The organism is Streptomyces triticagri (assembly GCF_003429565.1).
Classification (GTDB): domain Bacteria; phylum Actinomycetota; class Actinomycetes; order Streptomycetales; family Streptomycetaceae; genus Streptomyces; species Streptomyces triticagri.
In genome coordinates this window covers 47917-63401 of the sequence record NZ_QUAK01000149.1, presented here as the reverse complement: position 1 = coordinate 63401, position 15485 = coordinate 47917, and the positions used below count along the sequence as shown (strand labels likewise).

Here is a 15485-nt window from a genome sequence, read left to right as displayed (position 1 = left end):
ATGGCGACGACCCTGCCCGCCGCCGCGCGCGTGCTGCGCTCTCCCGTCTTCTTCTCGGTGGCCGCGGCCCTGGTGATCGGCGCCCTGTTCCTGATCGGCACGGGCGCGGACCCGCTGACCGCCTATCAGGCGGTGCTGACCGGTTCGCTCGGCTCGGACGGCATCGGCTCGACGCTGACCACGGGCACCAGCGTGCTCGGCATGGCCCTGGCCCTGGCGATCCCGCTGCGCGCCGGGCTCATCAATCTGGGCGGCGACGGCCAGTTGGTGCTCGGTGGCATCGCCGCGGTCGCGGTCGGTCTGTACTCGCCGCTGCCGGCGCCGTTGACCACCGTCCTGGCCGTCCTCGCCGGGATGGCGGGCGGCGCCCTGTACGCCGCGCTCGCCGCGCTGTGCGACATCAAGTTCGGTGTGCCGCTCCTGGTGAGCAGTCTGCTCCTGTCGTATCCGGCGGGATCGCTCGCCTCGTATCTGGTGCGCTATCCACTCAAGGAGCCCGGCTCCAGCCTGCCGCAGACCGAGCGGCTGCCCGACGGAGTGGCGCTGCCCGCCTTCGGCTCCTCGACGGTGACGCTCGGCCTGGTCCTCGTGGCGCTCGCGGCCGTCGCGTACCACGTCGTCGACTCGCGCACCACGGTCGGCTACGAGATGCGGATGACGGGGCTCAACCGCCGCTTCTCCGCGTATGCGGGTGTCGAACGAGGGCGCCAGACGCTGCAGTTGATGGCGGTGTCGGGTGCCATCGCCGGGCTCGTCGGCGCGGTAGGGGTGCTCACCTTCCCCTTCCGGTTCCTGGACGGGTCGCTCACCGCGCCCGGCTACACCTGGACCGGCCTGACGGCGGCGCTGCTCGCCGCCGCGGCACCGCTCGGGACCGTGCTCGCCTCGTTCTTCTTCGCCGTGCTGCAGGTCGGTGGTCTCTCCATGGAGCGGACCACCGACGTGCCACGAGAGTTGACGCAGGTCCTTCAGGCGATCGTGATCGTGTTCCTGGCGGCCCGGCTGCGGATCACCTGGCGGCGCAGGAAGAGCGACGAACCCCAGAAGGAAAGCCGGAAGGACCCCCGGAAGGTCGGCGCCTGATGTTCCTCGACTCCGATCTCGCCCTGTCGGCGCTGCGCGCCCTCACCCCGATCCTGCTCGCCGCGCTCGGCGGAGCGATCTGCGAACGCGCGGGCGTCTTCAACATCGGCCTCGAAGGCATGATGCTGATGGGATGCTTCACCGCGGTCACCACCAGCTGGTTCACCGGCAGCCCCTGGCTCGGGGTGCTCGCGGCGGCGCTCGCCGCGGCGGCGTACTCGCTGATCCTCGCCGTCGGCGCGGTCACCCTCAAGGGAGATGCCGTGGTCCTCGGTGTCGCCATGAACCTGCTCGCGGTGGGCCTGACGAGCTTCCTGCTGCGTACGGTCTTCGGTGTGCAGGGCACCTTCGACGACCCGGACCTCGCGGGGCTCGGGGAGATCGCCGGCTTCTCGCCGCTGACCTGGCTGTCGTGGGGTGCGGTCGCGGTGGCGGCCGTGTTGCTGTCCCGGCACGCCTGGGGTCTGCGGCTCCGCGGGGTCGGCGAGACACCCGAGGCGGCCGCGACGCTCGGGGTGAGCCCGGCCAAGTACAAGTACGGTGCGGTGCTCGCCTCCGGGGTCCTGTGCGGACTCGCCGGAGCCCAACTCGCCCTGGGCAATGTCACGTTGTTCTCCGAGAACATGACGGCCGGCCGCGGCTGGATCGCTGTCGTCGCCGTGATGCTGGGCCGCGCCCTGCCGCTCGGTGTGCTGCTCGCGGCGCTGCTCTTCGGGCTCGCGGAGGCCGCCGGTTTCCGGCTGCAGGGCCTCGGTCTTCCGCAGCAGGCGACGGACGCCGCGCCCTATGTCGTCACCCTGATCGCCCTCTTCCTGACCACCGCGAAGCGCCGCCGCAAGACTGGAGCCGTTGTATGAGTGATCCCGCCGCCGAACTGCTGCCCATCACCCGGATACCGCGCACGGGCCTGCCGCCCCGGGCGGTGGTGGTCGGCGACCCGGCCCGTGCGGCGGCCGTCGCCGATCTGCTCGAGGACGCCAAAGAGGTGTCGTACCACCGTGAGTACCGGGTGTTCAGCGGGAGTTGGCAGGGACTGCCGGTGGTCGTCGCCTCGCACGGCGTGGGGGCGCCCGGCGCGATCCTGCTGTTCCAGGAGCTGGCGGACGCGGGTGTGGACACCTTCGTCCGGTTCGGCACGGCCGGTGCGATGCGCCCCGGGATCGCCGACGGTGATCTGGTGGTCGCCGAGGCCTGCGTACGGGACGACGGTGTGACGCAGCAGCTGGTGCCCGCCGAGTATCCGGCGGTGTCCGCGCCGGAGGCGGTGCTCGCCCTGACGCGGGCGGCGCGCGCGGCCGGGGCTCCGTACCACCGTGGCCTGGTGTGGACCCGGGCCGCCTTCCAGCCGGGCCTCATCCCGCTCGACTCCTATGAGAAGGCGGGGCTCGCGGCGATCGAGATGGAGCTGTCCGCGCTGTATGTGACGGCCTCGCTGCGCGGCCTGGTCGCCGGCGGCGTGCTCGTGGTGGACGGGGCGAACGCGGACGAGCTGGTGGACGAGGACAGCACCGGCGGATACAACCCGCACCGGGACGTGGTCGCCGAGGGCGTGGCCCGCGGCAGCACCGTCGCGCTCGACGCGCTGCGCCTGCTCGCCGGGGACGAGGCCCGGTGAGCGGCGACGAGCGGGCGGATCTGCTCGTCCACGGGGGCACGGTGCTGACCGTGGACGAGGACTCGACCGTGATCCCGGACGGTGCGGTCGCCGTTCGGGACGGTGTCGTCGTCGCGGTCGGCCCCGGTGAAGCACTGCGGGCCAGGTACTCCCCCGCCGACGAACTCGACGCCCGCGGCGGCCTCGTGATGCCCGGCCTGATCAACACGCACACCCATCTCGCGATGACACTGCTGCGCGGAAGCGCCGACGACGTGACGCTCCAGGAGTTCCTCGGGCGGGTGATCCCGGCCGAGGCCAGGCTGCTCAATCCGGGGAACGTCACGGCGGCGGTCCGCCTCGCCGTGGCGGAGAGCGTACGGGCCGGGGTGACCTCGGCACTCGACATGTACTGGTTCCACGAGGCCGCCGAGGAGGCTGCGCGCGCGGCCGGCTGGCGGCTGCTCACCGGACCCACCTTCATGGACGTCCCGGACCCGCCGGACTCGCGCGCCTACAAGACCCGGCTCGACTGGGCGCGCCGCGACCTGGCGGCGCGCACCGGCGGGAGTAGGCCGGTGCTCTTCGCGCACTCCGCATACACCCTGTCGCCCGAGCAGCTCGTGGAGATCTTCGCCCTGGGCCGGGAGTTCGGTGCGCTGATCCACATCCATGCCTCGGAGAACGCCGCCGAGGTCGCGACGGTCGAGGTCCAGCACGGCAAGCGGCCCGTCGAACTGCTCGACTCGCTCGGCCTGTTGGGCCCCGATGTGCTGCTCGCGCATGCCGTCGACCTGACCGGCGCGGAGATCGCCGCGCTCGCCCGTACGGGTACCTCGGTGGCGCACTGCCCGGTGTCGAATCTCAAGCTGGGCTGCGGGATCGCGCCGGTGCCGCGGCTGTTGAGCGCGGGAGTGACGGTCGGCCTCGGCACGGACGGCGCCGTCAGCTCCAACACCCTCGACCTGCTCGGCGCGGTGCGTCAGGCCGCGCTCGTGCACAAGGCGGACGGCGACCCGACCGCGGTGGGCGCCGAACAGGCGGTGCGGATGGCGACCGTGGAAGGTGCGCGCGCCCTGGGTCTCGGCGCCGAACTCGGGTCCCTCGAGGCCGGGAAGCGCGCCGATCTGATCGTGCTCGACCTGGACCGCCCGCACCTCACACCGCGTCACGACCCCTGGTCGATGCTCGCGTACGCCGCCCAGGCCTCCGACGTACGGGACACCGTCGTCGACGGCCGGGTCCTGATGCGCGACCGGGCGCTCACCACGCTCGACGAGGGAGCGGTGCTCGCGGGTCTGGAGGGTCTCGTATGACCGTCCGCGCCACCCGCGGCTTCGTCGGCCGCCCCCGGGTGCACAACCCCGGGCTGCCACCCGGCCAGTACGACGCGGGCGACGACTGGCCGGTCCTGTCGGCCGAGGTCACGCCCGAACTGGCCGCGGAGGACTGGACGTTCCGGATCGACGGGCTGGTCGACGAGCCACGCACCTGGACCTGGCAGGAGCTGCAGCAGCTGCCCACCACCCGCTACGAGGGCGACATCCACTGCGTGACCGGCTGGTCCAAGTTCGGGGTGCGGTTCGGCGGCATCCCGCTGGACACGTTCCTCGACGCGGTACGTCCGGATGCCTCGGCCACCCATGTGGTCGCGTACTCGCACACGGGGTACACCACGAACCTGCCGATCGCCGATGTCACGGGCGGCCGGGCCTGGCTGGCGCTCACCTACCAGGATGCGCCGCTGCCGCCCGAACACGGCGGCCCGGTACGGCTGTTGGTGCCGCACCTGTACTTCTGGAAGAGCGCGAAATGGCTCGCGGGCCTTCGGCTGCTCGACCACGACGAGCCCGGCTTCTGGGAGCAGAACGGCTATCACGCGCGGGGCAACCCCTGGGAAGAACAGCGGTACGCCGGTGACTGAGACCGCCGCGGCCGCTGCCGCCGGGACATCTCGTACCCGATTCGCCGTCCCCGGCAGGATCGTCGCCAGCAACCGGGCCGCCGCCACCTGGCAGCGCGCCACCCTCACCGAGGTCCGCCGGGAGACACCGACGGCCGCCACCTTCCGCTTCGCGGTGCCCGGCTGGCAGGGCCATCTGCCGGGCCAGCACCTGATGCTGCGCCTGACCGCCGAGGACGGGTACACGGCACAGCGCCACTACTCGCTCGCCTCACCGCCCGACGACTCCGGGTACATCGAGCTCACCCTCGACCATGTCGAGGGCGGCGAGGTGTCGGGACATCTGCACACGGCCGCCCGGCCGGGTGACGAGATGGAGGTGCGGGGCCCGCTGAGCGGCTTCTTCGCCTGGCCCGGCGACCGGCCGGCGCTGCTGCTCGGCGGGGGCTCGGGTGTGGTGCCGCTGATCTCGATGCTCCGCCATCACCGCCGGCAGCAACTCGACGTGCCGCTGCGCCTGTTGGTGTCCGCACGCACCCGTGCGGAGCTCCTGTACGCGGGCGAGTACGGGGACGAGACCAGCACCGTGTTCACCCGCGAGGGCGAAGGCCGGCGGCTTTCCGCGGACCATGTGGCGCCGCTCCTCGGGGCCGGTGCCCCGGAGTGGGAGGCGTATGTGTGCGGTTCCAACGCGTTCGCCGAGCACGCGTCCCGGCTCCTGGTCGGCCTCGGCCAGCCGGTGGACCGTATCCGCATCGAACGCTTCGGCTGACGCGGGCTCACCGCTACCGGTGGACGTGCTCACGGCTGCGCCGCCGTCCCCGATTCGGTGACGGCCAGGACGTCCACCATGCGATCGAGCCGTCTGCGGGCCAGCGATGCGTCGGCGCGCGGCACCACGAGTCGGGCGGTCGCCCGTGCGGTGCCGGAGACCTCGTAGGTCAACTCCCCCACCGGGATGGCGTTGAGGGTGGCGACGATACGGGCGAGAGCGGCGCCGCTGTGCCGGGCCGTCACGGTGAGACGGCAGACCGGGCCGGTGTCCGGCAGCGGGCCGCGCTGCGCGTCGGCGTGCGGATCCGGTCGGCGCGTCAGGCCTTGGGTGAACCCCTGCTGCAGTGCCGCGCAGGCTGCGGTGAGCACATTGGGCGAGACGCTTCCCGAGCGCCACAGGGCGTGGCCGTCGGTGACGCTCATCTCCACTCGGCTCTGCCCTGCGGTGCCCCGCCCGCTCTCCACGACGCGGATGGTGCAGTCGACCAGTTCGAGGTGGGCGACGGCGGGGTGGCTGGGCAGGAGGGCCTGGCGCAGCGCCCGTTCCAGGGCGTTCACCGGTCCGTTGCCCTCGGCGGTCGCGACGGCGCGCTCACCCCCGACGAGGATCCTGACCGTGGCGTCGACGGCTCCCGACCGGCGGGTGTCGTCCTCGGAGATGACGCGCCACGACTCCCACTGGAACACGGGGGCGTCGAGGGCGCGTACGTCGTGATGGGGCATGGCGGCTGCTTCCTGTCTTGAGGTGCCGGACGGAGGTGGCCGCCGGCATCGGATGGGGAAAGCAAAAAGACCCCTCGCGGATGCGAGAGGTCTGCGTGTGGGCGGTGCGCTCCGTGGAGGGTTCGCCTCCAGGTCACGTCGGTGCCGACACGCTCCAGCTGATAATGAGCCGGTGCAGCATGGCGCAGATGCTGGCACACATCGGCGGCCGCGGCAACGCCGGCCCGCTCGCACTCCCACTTCGTCGTCCCGCACGAAGGTCCCACCCGCACCTTGGTGCCGGCGACGAAGCGACCGGCGGCACACCCGTCCTACCTTTCCCGGCATCACCGGTTCACTGCCTCGGAAGTGGGGACCTCCATGGCCACCTGGGATGAGCTCGTCCACCGGACCGGAACTCCGGCCCGGATGCACGGTGTTGCGGCGGATCGGCGGTGCGCGGGATGAGGAGCAGGCTGCGGAGTCTCGGGCGCGCCACGTCCCTCGCCACGGCCGCCGCCCTCGTGCTCGGGGGCTGTGGCGGATCGTCGGGCGGCGGCGACGGGAAGCCGGCCGACGGCGGGACGTTCACCATGGCGTACGCCTCCGATCCGGGCACCCTCGATCCGGCCAAGACGGTCATGTCGATCGCCATCGGCGTCAACCGCTATCTGTACGACCCGCTGATCCACCTGGACGACGAGGGCGAGCCGGTCGCCGGCCTTGCGCAGAAGTGGGAGGCGACCGGGACCACCGCCACCTTCACCCTCCGGTCTGGCGTGACCTGTTCGGACGGCTCGGCCCTGACGGCGAGCGATGTCGCGAAGAACATCGACTACATCGGCGATCCGAAGAACAAGTCGCCGCTCGCGGGCGTGCAGATCCAGCCGGGCACCACGGCGAAGGCGGACGATGCGAAGCGCACGGTCACCCTCACCAGCGGCGCCCCCGACGCCATGCTGCTGCGCAATGCCGGATCGGTGCCGATCGCCTGCGGCAAGGGCCTCGCGAACCGCAAGTCCCTCGCGAAGGGCGGCAAGGACGGCGGCACCGGCATGTTCACCATGACCGAGGCCGTCACGGGCGACCACTACACACTCACCCGGCGCAAGGACTACACCTGGGGCCCGGGCTCGTACGACGGCAAGGCGAAGGGGCTGCCGGACAAGGTGACGATCCGGGTGATCCCCAATGAGTCGACGGCAGCGAACCTGCTGCTCTCCGGGGAGCTCAACGCGGCACCGATGACGGGCCCCGAGCAGAAGCGTCTGGCCGCCCAGAAACTGTTCCGCAAGGATCTGCAAGCGCCGGTGGGCCAGCTGTACTTCAACCAGAACGGTGGCCGGCCAGGAGCCGACGAGGCCGTACGCCGGGCCCTCGTGGGCGCCCTCGACCTGCCGGCCGTCGGCAAGGTGATCACCAATGGCGCGGGGAAGCCGTCGAAGGGCATGGTCACGGTCGAGCCGCGGGCCTGCACCGGCGACACGGTCACCGGCCGGCTGCCCGAGCACGATGTCGCGGCCGCCAAGTCCGCCCTGGACAGGGCCGGTTGGAAGCCGGGCGCAGGCGGAATCCGCGCCAAGGGCGGCAAGAAGCTCGCACTGAGCCTGATGTACGGCACCCAGAACGGGCCGACGACGGCCGCGGGCGCCGAGCTGGTCCAGAAGGAGTGGAAGGCCCTGGGGGTCGATGTCGAGCTGCGTCCGGTGGACAGCCCCGGCCTGAACAACGCGCTGTTCGGCGGCGGCGACTGGGATGTGTCGATGGGGCCGGTCGCCCTCAACTCACCCACCCAGCTGGTGCCGTTCATGGCCGGCCCGCGCGCGCCGAAGGGCGTCAATTTCGCCGGGGTGCACAACGCGAAGTACGAGGCGCTGGTCGAGCAGGCTTCGGCGAAGGTCGGCGAGGCCAGTTGTCCGCAGTGGCAGCAGGCCGAGGAGGCGCTGATCGACGACCTCGACGCGGTGCCGTACTACGACTCGCTGACGCCGGTCTTCGGCAAGGGCGCGCGTTTCGAGCTCAGCCAGGGCGCGATCGTCCCGTCGTCGATCCGTATGTACACGGACTGAGGGCTCTTCGATGACGACTTCGACGGTGGAGGCGGCCGCGCCTGCGGCGGGTGTGCCCGGCCGGCGGGTCCCGCGGGGCGGCCGGTGGCCGGCGTTCGCCGCACGGCGGACGGTGCGGTTCGCGGGTTCCCTGTGGGTCCTGGTCACCGCCGCGTTCCTGATGATCCATCTGATCCCGGGCGATCCGGTGCGGGCCGCGCTCGGGATGACCGCCTCGCCGGAGCTGGTGCGGGCCCGCCGCGCCGAGCTGGGCCTGGACGACCCGCTGTGGCAGCAGTACCTGCACTTCCTCAAAGGGCTGTGCACCGGAGACCTGGGCACCTCGACGATCAGTGCGCTGCCGGTGTCGCAGGTCGTCGGGGAGCGGCTGCCGGCGACCCTGGAACTGGCCGGTCTCGCCTTCGTGGTCGCGCTTGCGGTGGCGATTCCGCTGGGCACGGTGATGGCCGCACTCACCCGCGGCGGGCGGCGCCGGGGCGGGGAGCTGGTGTTCACCTCGGTCAGCGTCCTGCTGGCCGCCGTCCCGGAGTTCCTGCTGTCGGTGCTGCTCGCGTACGTCTTCGGTGTGCAGCTCGGCTGGTTCCCGGTCGCGGGCCGCGACGGGCCGGCCTCATACGTGCTGCCCGTGCTAGCCCTGTCGGTCGGGCCCGCCGCGGTACTCGCCCGGATCGGCCGGGTGGAGATGCTGTCCGTGCTCGGCGCCGACTTTGTGCGCACGGCCCGCGCCAAGCGGCTGCCCGCCCGCCTGGTGTACGTACGGCACGCGCTGCCCAATGCCCTCACGGCGACGCTCACGCTGGGCGGTCTGCTGCTGTCCGCCCTGGTCGCGGGCACGGTCCTGGTGGAGAACGTGTTCGCCTGGCCGGGGCTCGGCTCGACCATCGTGCAGTCCATCCAGCAGAAGGACTTCCCGGTCGTCCAGGGCATCGTGCTGGTCTACGGCGCAGGTGTCCTTGTGATCAATCTGCTCGTCGACGTGCTGCTCGCCGTGCTCGATCCACGGTCCACGATCAAGGAGGGCTGATGTCGGTACGGGACTCCAGGTGGGCGGCGGTCGTCCGTACGCCCGTCGGGCTGTGTGCGGCGGTGCTGCTGCTCGTGGTGGTCGTGGTGGCGGTGCTCGCGCCCCTCCTGTGGGGCGAGCGGGCGTCGGTGGTCGACACCGGGGCCGTGCAGCAGGGGCCGTCGGCCGCGCATCTGCTCGGCACGGACACGCTGGGCCGGGACATCTTCTACCGGGTCCTGGTGGCCACCCGGTTGTCCGTGCTGCTCGCCGTGACGGCCACCGTCATCGGCGTGCTCCTGGGGCTGCTGCTCGGCACGGCGCCGGCGGTGCTGCCGCGGCGTGCGGGGCGTCTTGTGACGTCCGCGGTGCACACCGCCGTGGCGTTCCCCGGGCTTCTGCTCGCCCTGTTCTTCGCGGTGATCTTCGGTGTGGGTACGACCGGTGCGGTGCTGGCGATCGGTCTGGCGACGGCCCCGTCCTTCGCCAGGCTCACCCAGACGCTGTCCGCCTCGGTGGCGGGCAAGGACTTCGTCGCGGCCGCCCGGGTCGCCGGAGTCGGCCGGATCCGGATGCTGGTGCGGCACATCCTGCCCAACATCGCGGAGCCGCTGGCCGTGAACGCCACAATCGGTGCCGGTACCGCGCTGCTCGCCTTCGCGGGCCTCTCGTTCCTCGGCCTTGGTGTGCAGGCACCGGACTACGACTGGGGCCGGCTCCTCGGCGAAGGACTGAACCGGATCAGTCTGACGCCCGCGCCCGCGCTCGCTCCGTGCCTCGCCGTGGTGGTCACCGGCCTGGCGTTCAACCTTTTCGGGGAGGCGGCCGCCGCCGCGCTCGGGGTGCGACCCCTGTCGCCGCGCCGCACCGAGGCGCGCGGCCTCTCGACTCAGCGCCCCGGCACGGTGGTTGAGCCGGACGGCGCGGAGTCGGTGCTTGCGGTGCGGAACCTGCGGGTGTCCTTCCCGGGGCGCGACGCTCCGGTGACACCGGTGCGCGGGGTGAGTTTGACCGTGCGGCCCGGGGAAGCGGTCGGGGTGGTCGGCGAGTCCGGCTCCGGCAAGAGCCTGACCGCGCTCGCCGCGGCGCGGCTCGTCGAACCACCGGGCGAAGTGACCGCCGACCGCCTCGAGTTCGCGGGCACCGAGCTGCTGCGCGCCTCGGACCGGGAGCTCGGGCCGCTGCTCGGCGGCCGGCTCGCGATGGTCTTCCAGGACCCCATGACCTCGTTCAATCCCGTACTGAGCGTGGGCAGGCAGCTGGCCGAAGTCGCCGAACAGCATCGGGGGATGTCTCGTGGCGCCGCGCTCGCGGCCGCGGTCGACCGGCTGCGCGAGGTGCGGGTGCCGGCGCCGGAGCGCCGGGCCGGGCAGTATCCGCACGAGTTCTCCGGCGGGATGCGGCAGCGCGCGATGATCGGCATGGGGCTGATGGGCGGCCCACGGCTGATCGTCGCGGACGAGCCGACCACCGCGCTGGATGTCACGGTGCAGCGCCGGGTGCTGCGGCTGCTCGCCGACGTACGGGCGGCCGAGGGCACCGCCCTGCTGCTGATCAGCCACGACGTCACGGTGGTCGCCGGCACCTGCGACCGGATCCTGGTGATGTACGCGGGCCGGATCGTCGAGGAGCTGCCCGCCGCCGAGCTGTTCGCTGCGGCGCGGCATCCGTACACGCGGGCGCTGCTGGCCGCGGTGCCGGACCTGGACACCGACCGGGCACGTCCGCTGCCGGTGATTCCCGGGCGCCCGCCGGAACCCGACCGGCTGCCCGAGGGCTGTGCATTCGCACCGCGCTGCCCGCGCGCCGAGGACCGCTGCCGCGGCGAGGACCCGGACCTGGTGACCGACTCCGCGGGCCATCGGCTCGCCTGCTGGAACCCCGCGCCGACGCCCGTCGCCGCCACGTCCGGAGGTGCCTCATGAGCGGGCTGGTCTTCGACCGGGTCAGTGTGCGCTACGGCCACGGCCGCCGCGGCCTGACCGCCGTGGACGGTGCGAGCCTGACCGTACCGTCCGGTCAAGTCGTGGGTCTGGTCGGGGAGTCGGGGTCGGGGAAGTCGACTCTGGCCAAGTCCGCGGTGGGTCTGGCACCGGTCCGCGGGGGCCGGGTCCTGCTCGACGGCACCGATGTGACTCGGCTGCGCGGACGGCACCGTCCGCTGCAGATGATCTTCCAGGATCCGTACGCGTCGCTCGATCCGCGGATGACGGTCGGGGACTCGATCGCCGAGGCCATCCCCCGGGCCGCACTGCGTGGCCGGACGGCACGCCGCGCCGAGGTCGAACGGCTCCTGGAGCAGGTCGGTCTGGACGCCGGGCGGGCGAGCCTGCTGCCGGGGCGGCTGTCCGGAGGTCAGCGCCAACGCGTGGGTCTCGCCCGGGCGTTGGCGGGCCGGCCAGGGGCCGTCATCGCGGACGAGATCACCTCGGCGCTCGATGTGTCCGTCCAGGGCACGGTCCTGAACCTCTTCCGCGAGGTGCAGCGACGCCTCGGTCTGACCACGCTGTTCATCACGCACAATCTGGCCGTGGTGCGGTACGTCAGCGACCACATCGCCGTGATGCACCTCGGCCGCATCGTCGAGTCGGGCCCGACCAAGGAGGTGCTTGCCGATCCGCAGCACCCGTACACCCGTGAGCTGCTCGCCGCCGTGCCCCGCCGCTCCGCGACGCCGGAAGACGTCGGTCGGGTCGAGGAGGACGTCCGTGAGCCGGCCGATCCGCACCACCCGCCGGACGGCTGCCGCTATCACCCGCACTGCCCGGTCGGGCCGTCGGTCCGCGACGACCGCGAGCTGTGCCGCACCCGCGATCCCGGCACCGAAGCGGCGTCACGTGCCCATCGGGCGGCCTGCCATTTCGTGACCGCGCCCAGTACTGCAGGCCTCGAGGCCGGCGCCCCGGGGAACGCTTCGTAAACCGCACATGTCTGCCGTATCCGCACCGTCCACGAGGAGACAGCCCGCTTTGACTCGACGCCTGGGTATCGACGATCTCTACTCGCTCGAGCTGCCGGAGCAGCCCGCGCTGTCACCGGACGGTACACGTCTGGTGTACGTCCTGCGCACCGCCGACCGCGAACACGACCGGGACGAGAGGGAGTTGTGGACCGTGCCGACCGGGACGGGCGCGGCACGGAGGCTGACCCGCGGGCCGGCCGACACCGCACCCGCCTGGTCGCCCGACGGCGCACGGATCGCCTTCCTGCGGGGCGGGGACGGTCCGGCGCAACTGTGGCTGCTGCCGGCCGACGGGGGCGAGCCGGAGCAGGTCACCGAGCTGCCGCTGGGGGCGGGCGCCCCGGTGTGGAGCCCGGACGGCACCTCGATCGCCTTCACCGCGCCCGTCGACCGGCGGCCGGCGCCGACCGCGGGCACGGCCGTGCCGCCGCCCCTCGTGGTGGACCGGCTCGACCACAAGACCGACGGGGGCGGGCCGGTGGGCACGGTCCGCAGCCATCTGCACGTCGTCGATGCCGCGAGCGGGCGGCTGCGGCAGGTCACCGACGGCGACTGGCATGCCGGTGCTCCGGCGTGGTCGCCCGACGGCCGGTCGCTCGCCTTCTGCGCGGCCCGCGGTTCCACCGCCGATCTGACCCTTGCCTCCGAGGCGTACGTGGTGGACGTGGACCCGGCCGCGACGGCCGCACCACCACGGCTCGTGGGCGGCGACGAGGGCGTCGCCCATGCCGTGACCTGGACCGCGGACGGCACCGCCCTGCTGGTCGTCGGCCGCACGGACACCGCACTCGGCCACGCCGGTCTGCTGCGGGTCCCCCTGGACGGCGGGCCGGTTGTCGACCTGACGAGCGGCGTCGACCGCAATGTGATGCCGGGCGGGCCCGGTTACCCGGGCGCGCTGCCCCGGGTCATCGACGACGGCCGTACCGTGCTGTTCTGTCTGCGCGACCGAGGCTGCAGCCATCTGTACGCGGTCGACGCGACCGGCGCGGGAGCCCCGCGGCCGGTCGTCGGCGGAGCGGGCCGCGTGGTCGCCGGCATGACCGCCGCCAAGGACACGGCCGCGGTTGTCCTGACGACTCCGGGGAGCCACGGCGAGATCGTCGCCGTCGAGACGGCCACCGGCCGCGAGCGGGTCCTCACCCGGCACGGCGCGCCGCTCGCCGATGTGGAGCTCTTCCCCGCGCAGGAACGGGAGTTCGCCATCTCCGACGGCGGCACCGTGCACGGCTGGCTGCTGCGCGACCCGGAACGCACCGGTCCCGCCCCGCTGCTGCTCGACATCCACGGCGGACCGCACAACTCCTGGAACGGCGCGGCGGATCCCGCCCACCTCTACCACCAGGAGCTGGTCGCCCGCGGCTGGGCGGTGCTGCTGCTCAACCCGCGGGGCAGCGACGGCTACGGCGAGGCCTTCTTCACCGCGACCGCCGGCGCCTGGGGCGCGGCGGACGCGCGGGACTTCCTCGAACCGGTCGATGCGCTGGTCGCCGAGGGGACGGCCGACCCCGGAAGGCTCGCGGTGGCGGGATACAGCTACGGCGGCTACATGACCTGCTACCTCACCGGCCACGACGACCGCTTCGCCGCGGCGGTCGCCGGCGGTGTGGTCAGTGACCTCACCAGCATGTGCGGCACGAGTGACGCGGGGCACTGGCTCGCCACCACCGAACTGGGCACCTCTCCCTGGCTCGACCGCGACCGGTACGCCGAACTCTCCCCGTACTCCCGGGTGGAACAGGTACGCACGCCGACACTCGTGCTGCACGGGGCGGCGGACGAACGGTGTCCGGTGGGCCAGGCCGAGCAGTGGTTCAACGCGCTGCGGGTGCGTGGGGTGCCGACCCGCATGGTGCTGTACCCGGGCGGGTCGCACCTGTTCCTGCTCGACGGCCCGCCGTCGCACCGCACCGATCTCGGCCGGCGCATCGTGGACTGGGTGGAGCAGCACGCCGGTGCGGGAGCCCCGCGGCGCGTCGCCTCCGGGCGGTCTGCCGCGCGTCCGGTGGATGTGGCGTACTGGGAGCGGCGGTTGGCCGAGCTGGCCGGGCGGCACCGAGTACCGGGTGCGGTCCTGGGTATCGCCCGCGGTGCGCACAGCGCGGTCGCCGCGCACGGTGTGCTGAACAAAGACACCGGAGTGACCACCACGCACGACTCGCTCTTCCAGATCGGGTCGATCACGAAGGTGTGGACCGCGACCCTGGCGATGCAGCTCGTCGACGAGGGTGTGCTCGATCTGGACGCGCCGGTCGCCGATGTGCTGCCGGAGCTGCATCTCGCGGACCCGCTGGTGGCACGGCAGGTGACGATGCGGCATCTGCTGACCCACACCAGCGGCATCGACGGGGACGTGTTCACCGACACCGGACGCGGCGACGACTGCCTGGAGCGCTTCGTCGACCGGTTGGACGAGGCGGCGCAGAACCATCCACTGGGGGCGACGTTCTCGTACTGCAACTCCGGGTTCGTGCTCGCCGGACGGGTCGTCGAGAAGCTCACCGGCACGAGCTGGGACCGTGCGCTGCAGGAGCGGCTGTGTGCCCCGCTCGGCCTCGAGCGTACGGTGACGCTTCCGGAGGAGGCGCTGCGCTTCCGTGCCGCCATGGGTCATGCCTCCGAGGGCGACGCGCCACCGCGCCCGGTACCCGCCTGGGGTCTGCCTCGCTCCGCGGGTCCGGCCGGGCTGATCACGGCCACGGCCGCGGACGTCCTCGCCTTCGCCCGGCTCCACCTGACTGGAGGCCTGGCGCCGGACGGGACGCGGCTGCTCTCGGAGCGTGCGGCGCAGGCCATGACCGAGCAGCAGGTCGAGCTGCCGGACACCGACTCGCTCGGGGACTCCTGGGGGCTCGGCTGGATCCGCTTCGGCTGGGACGGCCGGCGTCTGATCGGTCACGACGGCAACACGCTCGGCCAGTCGGCGTTCCTGCGGGTGCTGCCCGAACAGGACCTGGCCGTCACGCTCCTCACCAACGGCGGGGCGGCGGCGGACCTGTACCGGGAGCTGTTCGGGGAGATCTTCGCCGAACTGGCCGGAGTGGCCATGCCCGATGCCCCGCGGCCGCCGGCCGGGCCGGTGTCGGTGGACGCCGGCCGGCACCTCGGACGGTACGAGCGGGCCGGGACCCGCATCGACATCCTCGAGGGCACGGACGGACCGCGGCTGCGGCACACGACGACCGGGCCGCTCGCGCACCTCGTGCCGGAACCGGTCCGCGAGGCCGCCCTGGTGCCGGTGTCGGACCGCCGGTTCCTCGTGCAGTACGCCGGCAGTCCGTCCTGGATCCCGGTGACGTTCTATGCACTGCCCACCGGCGAGCACTACGTCCACCACGGCGTGCGCGCGACCCCGAAGGTGTCCTGACATGAAACAGCAAGACGGCTACGACGAC

At 72.6% G+C, this 15485-nt stretch carries 12 protein-coding genes; 11 read left to right on the top strand and 1 reads right to left on the bottom strand.

What is annotated here, in order from left to right; all coding sequences use genetic code 11:
- The 6 genes from DY218_RS24635 to DY218_RS24610 are packed head-to-tail and all read left to right on the top strand — an operon-like array spanning position 1 to position 5352.
- Positions 1–1083, top strand: coding sequence for an ABC transporter permease (locus tag DY218_RS24635; RefSeq protein ID WP_128558330.1), 1083 nt, complete (start codon positions 1–3; stop codon positions 1081–1083).
- Positions 1083–1940, top strand: coding sequence for an ABC transporter permease (locus DY218_RS24630; RefSeq protein ID WP_128558329.1), 858 nt, complete (start codon positions 1083–1085; stop codon positions 1938–1940). The genes DY218_RS24635 and DY218_RS24630 overlap by 1 nt, the downstream gene beginning before the upstream one ends.
- Entirely contained in the window at positions 1937–2698 is a 762-nt protein-coding gene (locus DY218_RS24625; RefSeq protein WP_128558328.1) for a nucleoside phosphorylase, read from the top strand. Before DY218_RS24630 ends, DY218_RS24625 begins: the two co-directional genes overlap by 4 nt.
- Positions 2695–3993, top strand: coding sequence for an amidohydrolase (locus DY218_RS24620; RefSeq protein ID WP_128558327.1), 1299 nt, complete (start codon positions 2695–2697; stop codon positions 3991–3993). Before DY218_RS24625 ends, DY218_RS24620 begins: the two co-directional genes overlap by 4 nt.
- Positions 3990–4601 carry a sulfite oxidase-like oxidoreductase gene (locus tag DY218_RS24615; RefSeq protein WP_128558326.1) on the top strand — a complete coding sequence of 204 codons (612 nt, stop codon included), beginning with the start codon at positions 3990–3992 and terminating at the stop codon, positions 4599–4601. Before DY218_RS24620 ends, DY218_RS24615 begins: the two co-directional genes overlap by 4 nt.
- Entirely contained in the window at positions 4594–5352 is a 759-nt protein-coding gene (locus tag DY218_RS24610) for a ferredoxin reductase (RefSeq protein ID WP_128558325.1), read from the top strand. The genes DY218_RS24615 and DY218_RS24610 overlap by 8 nt, the downstream gene beginning before the upstream one ends.
- A gap of 29 nt (positions 5353–5381) precedes the next feature.
- On the opposite strand, the gene DY218_RS34330 is transcribed toward DY218_RS24610, so the two are convergent.
- On the bottom strand, positions 5382–6077 hold the full coding sequence (locus DY218_RS34330; protein WP_158574112.1) for an alpha-isopropylmalate synthase regulatory domain-containing protein: 696 nt from the start codon (positions 6075–6077) through the stop codon (positions 5382–5384).
- Between the two features lie 443 nt (positions 6078–6520).
- Between DY218_RS34330 and DY218_RS24600 the strand changes: the two genes are divergently transcribed.
- Genes DY218_RS24600 through DY218_RS24580 form a run of 5 tightly spaced genes read left to right on the top strand, consistent with a single transcriptional unit; the run spans position 6521 to position 15457 of the window.
- The gene (locus DY218_RS24600; RefSeq protein WP_128558323.1) at positions 6521–8125 is read left to right on the top strand and encodes an ABC transporter substrate-binding protein; all 1605 of its coding nucleotides are present in this window, start codon (positions 6521–6523) and stop codon (positions 8123–8125) included.
- A 10-nt stretch (positions 8126–8135) separates the two neighbouring features.
- Positions 8136–9149 (top strand): ABC transporter permease, encoded by a 1014-nt coding sequence (locus tag DY218_RS24595; RefSeq protein WP_128558322.1) that lies wholly within the window; start codon positions 8136–8138, stop codon positions 9147–9149.
- A complete protein-coding gene (locus DY218_RS24590; RefSeq protein WP_128558321.1) occupies positions 9149–11053 on the top strand; it encodes a dipeptide/oligopeptide/nickel ABC transporter permease/ATP-binding protein in 1905 nt (634 codons plus the stop codon). The genes DY218_RS24595 and DY218_RS24590 overlap by 1 nt, the downstream gene beginning before the upstream one ends.
- A complete protein-coding gene (locus DY218_RS24585) occupies positions 11050–12048 on the top strand; it encodes an ABC transporter ATP-binding protein (protein ID WP_128558320.1) in 999 nt (332 codons plus the stop codon). Before DY218_RS24590 ends, DY218_RS24585 begins: the two co-directional genes overlap by 4 nt.
- Positions 12049–12097: 49 nt before the next feature.
- Positions 12098–15457 (top strand): serine hydrolase, encoded by a 3360-nt coding sequence (locus DY218_RS24580; RefSeq protein WP_128558319.1) that lies wholly within the window; start codon positions 12098–12100, stop codon positions 15455–15457.
- Positions 15458–15485 lie beyond the last annotated feature (28 nt).

Bases quoted from the DNA above. Each gene is read 5' to 3' on its own strand.
- DY218_RS24635 (WP_128558330.1), top strand. From the start codon at position 1: ATGGCGACGACCCTGCCCGCCGCCGCGCGCGTGCTGCGCTCTCCCGTC.
- DY218_RS24630 (WP_128558329.1), top strand. From the start codon at position 1,083: ATGTTCCTCGACTCCGATCTCGCCCTGTCGGCGCTGCGCGCCCTCACC.
- DY218_RS24625 (WP_128558328.1), top strand. From the start codon at position 1,937: ATGAGTGATCCCGCCGCCGAACTGCTGCCCATCACCCGGATACCGCGC.
- DY218_RS24615 (WP_128558326.1), top strand. From the start codon at position 3,990: ATGACCGTCCGCGCCACCCGCGGCTTCGTCGGCCGCCCCCGGGTGCAC.
- DY218_RS34330 (WP_158574112.1), bottom strand. From the start codon at position 6,077: ATGCCCCATCACGACGTACGCGCCCTCGACGCCCCCGTGTTCCAGTGG.
- DY218_RS24600 (WP_128558323.1), top strand. From the start codon at position 6,521: ATGAGGAGCAGGCTGCGGAGTCTCGGGCGCGCCACGTCCCTCGCCACG.
- DY218_RS24595 (WP_128558322.1), top strand. From the start codon at position 8,136: ATGACGACTTCGACGGTGGAGGCGGCCGCGCCTGCGGCGGGTGTGCCC.
- DY218_RS24590 (WP_128558321.1), top strand. From the start codon at position 9,149: ATGTCGGTACGGGACTCCAGGTGGGCGGCGGTCGTCCGTACGCCCGTC.
- DY218_RS24585 (WP_128558320.1), top strand. From the start codon at position 11,050: ATGAGCGGGCTGGTCTTCGACCGGGTCAGTGTGCGCTACGGCCACGGC.